General features: G+C 60.9%; 7 protein-coding genes. 4 read left to right on the forward strand and 3 right to left on the reverse strand.

Going from position 1 to position 5,562, the window contains the following annotated elements:
* Positions 1-80: 80 nt before the first annotated feature.
* Entirely contained in the window at positions 81-431 is a 351-nt protein-coding gene (locus J4D52_RS30365) for a BON domain-containing protein (protein WP_097304382.1), read from the forward strand.
* 191 nt (positions 432-622) lie between these two features.
* Here the strand turns inward: J4D52_RS30365 and argC are convergent, their stop codons facing one another.
* Positions 623-1,549: an N-acetyl-gamma-glutamyl-phosphate reductase gene (argC, locus tag J4D52_RS30370; RefSeq protein ID WP_102678245.1), complete on the reverse strand. Its 927-nt coding sequence runs from the start codon at positions 1,547-1,549 to the stop codon at positions 623-625.
* A gap of 113 nt (positions 1,550-1,662) precedes the next feature.
* Here argC and J4D52_RS30375 point away from each other — a divergent pair, with 113 nt between their 5' ends.
* Entirely contained in the window at positions 1,663-2,547 is an 885-nt protein-coding gene (locus J4D52_RS30375) for a LysR family transcriptional regulator (protein ID WP_102678246.1), read from the forward strand.
* Positions 2,548-2,559: 12 nt separating this feature from the next.
* On the opposite strand, the gene J4D52_RS30380 is transcribed toward J4D52_RS30375, so the two are convergent.
* Positions 2,560-2,931: a PH domain-containing protein gene (locus J4D52_RS30380; protein WP_016702346.1), complete on the reverse strand. Its 372-nt coding sequence runs from the start codon at positions 2,929-2,931 to the stop codon at positions 2,560-2,562.
* A gap of 356 nt (positions 2,932-3,287) precedes the next feature.
* Between J4D52_RS30380 and J4D52_RS30385 the strand changes: the two genes are divergently transcribed.
* Together J4D52_RS30385 and J4D52_RS30390 are read left to right on the forward strand one after the other, a co-directional pair.
* Positions 3,288-3,644 (forward strand): DUF6572 domain-containing protein, encoded by a 357-nt coding sequence (locus tag J4D52_RS30385; RefSeq protein WP_102678247.1) that lies wholly within the window; start codon positions 3,288-3,290, stop codon positions 3,642-3,644.
* Between the two features lie 185 nt (positions 3,645-3,829).
* Positions 3,830-4,246, forward strand: a complete 417-nt coding sequence (locus J4D52_RS30390) for a hypothetical protein (RefSeq protein WP_102678248.1) — start codon at positions 3,830-3,832, stop codon at positions 4,244-4,246.
* A 53-nt stretch (positions 4,247-4,299) separates the two neighbouring features.
* Here the strand turns inward: J4D52_RS30390 and J4D52_RS30395 are convergent, their stop codons facing one another.
* A complete protein-coding gene (locus J4D52_RS30395; protein ID WP_102678249.1) occupies positions 4,300-5,562 on the reverse strand; it encodes an OprD family porin in 1,263 nt (420 codons plus the stop codon).

The raw sequence follows: 5,562 nt of genomic DNA on the forward strand, positions 1-5,562 counted from the left end.
CACCACGCTCACCCGCCAGGCAGAGGGCAGTCCAACCAATGGGACGGGACGCCCAACTGATTACGCGAGAGGGGCCCGCCATGAAACTTCATTCCTTCCAGCATTACTCCCATGGTCTGGAAATGGCCGTTCACGATGCCTGGATCACCACCAAGGTGAAGTCGGCCCTGGCCTTTGCCGAACCGACCCGCGGCCTGCATATCAATGTCAAAACCCATGCGGGCATGGTCACTTTGAGTGGCCGGCTCATCACCCATAAGCAGTGTGAGCAGGCCGTCAGCCTGACCCGTGCGGTGCATGGCGTCGTCGACATCGAGGCCAGCGACTTGCAGACCCATATGTTCACGCCGGGCAGCCTGCCTGAAGCGCCCAACGCCGAAGAGAGCAGCGAATACCCTTCGCAGTCGTCGACGAAGAGGGACGACAAATGACCAAGGCGGTCGTTTGAGCGTCGTGCCGGGAAGCCAGGGCGGCGCTGGGTTCGATAGCCCTTTCGACAGAGCCTCAGGAGGGTCATCAGCACCTTGAAAGCCCCACTCCAACCGGGTGGGGCTTTTTCTCATGCGCGAAGTCGGGCTGTATCTGGCCTGTTGCAACGCGCGGGCAATCCCGATGAAGCCCTTCAGCCCAGCGCGGCGAGCATCAAATCCAGATTCTCCACCGCCGCCCCCGCGGCGCCCTTGCCCAGGTTGTCGAACACCGCTGCCAGCAGCACCTGACCCTCACCCTCAAACACCATCAAGCGCATAGCGTCCGTATCGTTCAGCGCCTGCGGATCAAGGCCCGTGAGTTCTTGTGCGTGCCGAAGCGACATCACCTCCACGCAACCGCTCCCGGCGTAATGCTGCTCCAGACAGGCCTGGATACGGGCGGCATCGACACCCGGGGCAAGCAGGCGCAGTTGCAGGGGAATGGTCAGCACGATGCCCTGGCGAAACGCACCGTAGGCCGGGACGAACAGCGGCCGTTCGCTCAGGCCGCTGTGTTGCTGGATCTCCGGTACATGTTTGTGGGCCAGGCCCAGGCCGTAGATCTGGAAAGGGGCGGCTTTGGAGGCATCCGGCCCTTCGTGTGCTTCGACCGCGGCGCGGCCGCCGCCGGAGTAGCCGGAGATGGCGTTGATGCTGATCGGGTAGTCCTGCGGCAGTAGCCCGGCTTGCAGCAAGGGGCGCAGCAGGCCGATGGCGCCGGTGGGGTAGCAGCCGGGGTTGCTCACCCGCTTGGCGCTGGCGATGCGTTGTGCCTGTTGCGGGTGCATTTGCGCGAAGCCGTAGGTCCAGTGGGGGTGGGTGCGGTGCGCCGAGCTGGCGTCGATCACCCGCACGGCCGGGTTGCGGATGCTGGCGACGGCGTCGCGGGCAGCGTCGTCGGGCAGGCAGAGCAGGGCGATGTCGCAGGCGTTGATGGCTTCGGCGCGGCGTTGCGGGCCTTTGCGCTGGTCGGCGGCGAGGGTCAGCAGGTGCAGGTCGCTGCGGCCGCGCAGGCGCTGGTGGATCTGCAACCCGGTGGTGCCCTGGTCGCCGTCGATAAATACGAGGGGTGTGCTCATGCTGTGTGCTCGCAATCAGGAATAATTCGAGCAAATCTTCCGGCTGAAGCTGAAATAGAGAAAGTTGAATTTAATAACGCTAAGCTTCAGTTTTTCTGAATCTGGAACGGCCCATGCGCGAAATCAGCCTCGACCGGCTGCGCACCCTGGTGGCGATTGTCGACCTCGGTTCCTTTGCCGAAGCGGCCCGCGCGCTGAACCTGGCGCCGCCTACGGTCAGCCTGCATATCGCCGACCTGGAGGCGCGGGTGGGCGGCTCGCTGTTGTCGCGCACCCGCGGTCGGGTACAGCCGTCGGCCATTGGCGAAACCCTGGTGGAGCGCGCGCGACGGTTGTTGGCCGATGCCGAGCAGGCGCTGGAGGATGTGCAGCGCCAGGTCCTGGGCCTGGCCGGGCGGGTGCGCCTGGGGGCGTCCACTGGCGCCATCGCCCAATTGCTGCCCCAGGCCCTGGAAACCCTCGGCCAGCGGCACCCGGGCATCGATCTGCAGGTGGCGGTGCTGACTTCCCAGGAGAGCTTGAAGAAGCTCGCCGAAGGTTCGCTGGATATCGGCCTGGTGGCCTTGCCGCAAACTCCGGTCAAGGGTTTGCGCATCGAGCCCTGGCGCAAGGACCCGGTCATGGCTTTCCTGCCGTCCCGCTGGCAATGCCCCGACCCGGTGACCCCGCAGTGGCTGGCCGCCCAGCCCCTGATCCTCAACGACCACAGCACCCGGCTGTCGCGCCTGACCTCGGAGTGGTTCGCCCTGGGCGGGCAGCAGCCCACGGCGCGCATCCAGCTCAACTACAACGACGCGATCAAGAGCCTGGTGGCCGCCGGTTATGGCGCCACCTTACTGCCCCATGAAGCGGCCACGCCGCTGCCCGACACACGGATCGCCATGCGCCCGTTGCAGCCGCCGCTATGGCGTCAGCTGGGCATCGCCCATCGGGCCGGGGACGTGGAGCGCTCGACCCAGCATGTGCTGGAGGTGTTGTGGGGGCTGAGCGCCGATTGACGACGGGATGTTTTAGCCCAGCAGATGCTTGGAGATGTACTTGGAGATTTCCACCATCGAGGTCTTGCCGGTGAATTCGAACTTCACCCTGCCCAGCGACGAAAAGTAGATCTCCAGTTCGGAGTCCAGGTCGAAAGTGCCGGAGGTTTCCACCGAGTAAGCGACGATGTTTTTGTAGGGCAGGGAGGTGAAGTCCTTTTTGCTGCCAGTGATGCCCTGCACGTTGATCGCGATGATGCGCTTGTTGGTAAACACCACACCGTCGCGCATGGCCTTATAGGCATCGATCACCTGCTCGCCTTCCAGCAACAGGTCGCTGACCCGCTCGGCGTATTCGTCGTTTTGCTTGAGCTTGAAGAAGCCTTTGTTGTTGAAGTCGATCATCGATCCATCCTCATGTTTAAAAAATCCTCAAGGATTTGCCACTGTGCTTGGTGTTTCCAGCTGGGCAGCGGGCGCTGAAGGTCTGCTGGACAGGTTTATCAGCCCCTTCGAAAGCCTGTTGTCCGGGCCTGAGTGTATGGGAGGCGATGGCTGGTTGGGGCGACATGGATAGGAAACCGGAGTAGGGCAATCAGGATATGTCCTAAAGCCAAGACTTGGGTGTCTCGGTAACGTCAGGCCGGATGATCAAAGCGGCGCCACTATCGTCGGCAAGGGAAAAACCGGATTCCCCGGAGGCACTGAAATTCCACCCACTCAAGTTGAAATTGTTCGACCCAAACCCTGAAGGAGCAGCCATGTCCATCACGAACTCACAGGTCATCGATATCTGGGCAATCCCTGACTGGGAGCCTGACAATATCGTTCTGGTTATTACTGACCATCTTGAATGGGGCGATAAAGGCGAGCAAGGCGAACACCTGCAATTGCTGCAGGACAAGCTCAATACCTACGTTGCGTTCATCGAGAGCGGTGAGATTTATACCGAGATCCCCGGGGCGCTTGGTAAACACCCTATTATCCGTATCCATGGTCTGTACGAGTTGCCAGAGCAAGCTGAGTTCTTCATCGACCGTGCTACTGAAGTGCTGGAGGAGGTGGGGATCGGGCTGGAGTTCGTGCTTAAAGCGGACTCGGCAATACGCGACAGGTGACCGAGCAGCCTCGATCGGTATCCGGTCCCTTGGTTCTGTTCATGGCAGAGGCAATGCACCAGCGCAAGGAGTGATGGCTGAAGTTCCGGGAACGGGGCGGGCGCGGATTTGTTTGGCTTGTGTCGGGCCGAGCGAAATATCTCCACAGCGTCACTGGTAAAGACCAACTATTGGGAACTGAAAGGATGAAGCGGATTTTAGCGGTGTTGCTTTTGACCGCAGGCAATATGGGTAGCGTCGCTTACGCCGGGATTGATGTTGCAGCGGCCCGGCAGTCGTTGAAGAATTATGGTCTTGGTTATTGCATCGTTAATCAGTTTAAAGATGAGTCCGATGTGAAGAGCGATATCGAGTCGGCTATTGGCGCCTATTCCTTCATGGGAAGTGGTATGCACAGCATTCTTCAGAATGAAGATACGTTGGAGACGCTGCATAACCCTTATGATGCAACGACGGATTTTGTATTTTCCATGTATGAGAAAACCCAAGCCAGTAGCAAATATACGGATAAGAAAGTCGTGTTTTATGCCTGTCTCGATATCTATAACTCCAAGGCGCTCGACGATTTTATCAAGACGCAGGACCCGTACATTACACAGTGATGGGTAAAGAGCTGGCCGAGCGCGATATCCAATATCGCGCTCGCTGCCCTGCCTTAAAACAACTTCCAGCTATAACTCAGCAACAACCGGTTCTCATTGATATCGGTCCGATAATTCGAGCGTGCCACCACATTACGCACCTTGATCCCCAGCCCGCCCAGTGGCCCGGACTGGACCACGTAACCGATATCCAGGTCGCGCTCCCAGTCCTTGCCCTCAAAGCCCTTGCCGGTGTCGACGTTGTCGCCGCGGATATAACGCAGGGTGGTGGTCAGGCCAGGCAGGCCGCTGGCGGCGAAGTCGTAGTCGTAGCGCAGTTGCCAGGAGCGTTCGTCGGTGTAGGCGAACTCGTAGGTGGGCACTTCGTTGCCCAGTGGGGTGATGTTGGCGAAGACCCGGGGAAAGGCGCTGTCGCCGAACATGCCTTGGTAGCCGACGTAAAATGTATGGCCGCCGCGTTTGGCCGACAGCAGCGAGAAGAGGGCCTGGTTGTCGATGGCGCCGAGCAGCTGTTTGCCGTCCTCTTCGCTGTTGTAGTAGCCGAGGTTGGCGCCGAGTGTCCAGTCGCCCAGCGGCTGGCTGTGTTTCAGGCCGAGGAAGCGCTGGTGGTAGATGTCTTCCAGTTGGCCGTACCAGGCGCTGACGCTGGTGCGCTTGTCGTTGAAGGCGTAGTCGGCACCAAAGTAGTTGAAGGCATCGCTGCTGACCGCGCGTTTCGGCACATGGCCGAGCATGGCTTGCAGTTTGCCGTCGCCGGATTCGTTGCGCAGGCTGGTGGAATGCAGGCGGCCACCTTGCAGGGTCAGGCCGTCGATGTCGTTGGAGACGATGCTCGCGCCTTGGTAGGACGGTGGCAGCAGGCGGATATCGCTGAAGCTCAGTACCGGCAGGTTGGGTTGCAGCTCGCCGATGCGCAGTTCGCTTTTTGCCAGGCGCAGTTTCAGCGCCAGGCCGAGGCGGCTGTAGTCGTCGGCGGCTTCGCCGTCTTCCTGCACCGGCAGCAGGCCGCTGTTGACCCGGCCCCTGCCGCTGTCGAGCTTGAGCCCCAGGGTGCCGATGGCATCCAGGCCCAGGCCTAGGGTGCCGGGGGTGTAGCCGGACTTGAAGTTGAGGATAAAACCCTGGGCCCATTCCTGGGCCATGGACTGCTCGGTGCCGCGGATATCCGAATAGTCGCGGCTGAAGAAGTAGTTGCGGGCCTGGAGGGTGGCGGTGGCGTCCTTGATAAAACCGCCTTCTTCGGCCAGCAGCGGCTGGGGCGCGCTCAGGCACACCGCGCTGGCGCCCAGCACGGCGAGGGTCTTTGCAGGTTTCAT

This window comes from Pseudomonas sp. GW460-12-10-14-TSB1, assembly GCF_017349775.1.
GTDB classification, from domain to species: domain Bacteria; phylum Pseudomonadota; class Gammaproteobacteria; order Pseudomonadales; family Pseudomonadaceae; genus Aquipseudomonas; species Aquipseudomonas piscium.

Excerpts from the sequence above, each read along its gene's own strand:
- J4D52_RS30365 (WP_097304382.1), top strand. The coding sequence starts at position 81 with ATGAAACTTCATTCCTTCCAGCATTACTCCCATGGTCTGGAAATGGCC.
- argC (WP_102678245.1), bottom strand. The coding sequence starts at position 1,549 with ATGAGCACACCCCTCGTATTTATCGACGGCGACCAGGGCACCACCGGG.
- J4D52_RS30375 (WP_102678246.1), top strand. The coding sequence starts at position 1,663 with ATGCGCGAAATCAGCCTCGACCGGCTGCGCACCCTGGTGGCGATTGTC.
- J4D52_RS30380 (WP_016702346.1), bottom strand. The coding sequence starts at position 2,931 with ATGATCGACTTCAACAACAAAGGCTTCTTCAAGCTCAAGCAAAACGAC.
- J4D52_RS30385 (WP_102678247.1), top strand. The coding sequence starts at position 3,288 with ATGTCCATCACGAACTCACAGGTCATCGATATCTGGGCAATCCCTGAC.
- J4D52_RS30390 (WP_102678248.1), top strand. The coding sequence starts at position 3,830 with ATGAAGCGGATTTTAGCGGTGTTGCTTTTGACCGCAGGCAATATGGGT.
- J4D52_RS30395 (WP_102678249.1), bottom strand. The coding sequence starts at position 5,562 with ATGAAACCTGCAAAGACCCTCGCCGTGCTGGGCGCCAGCGCGGTGTGC.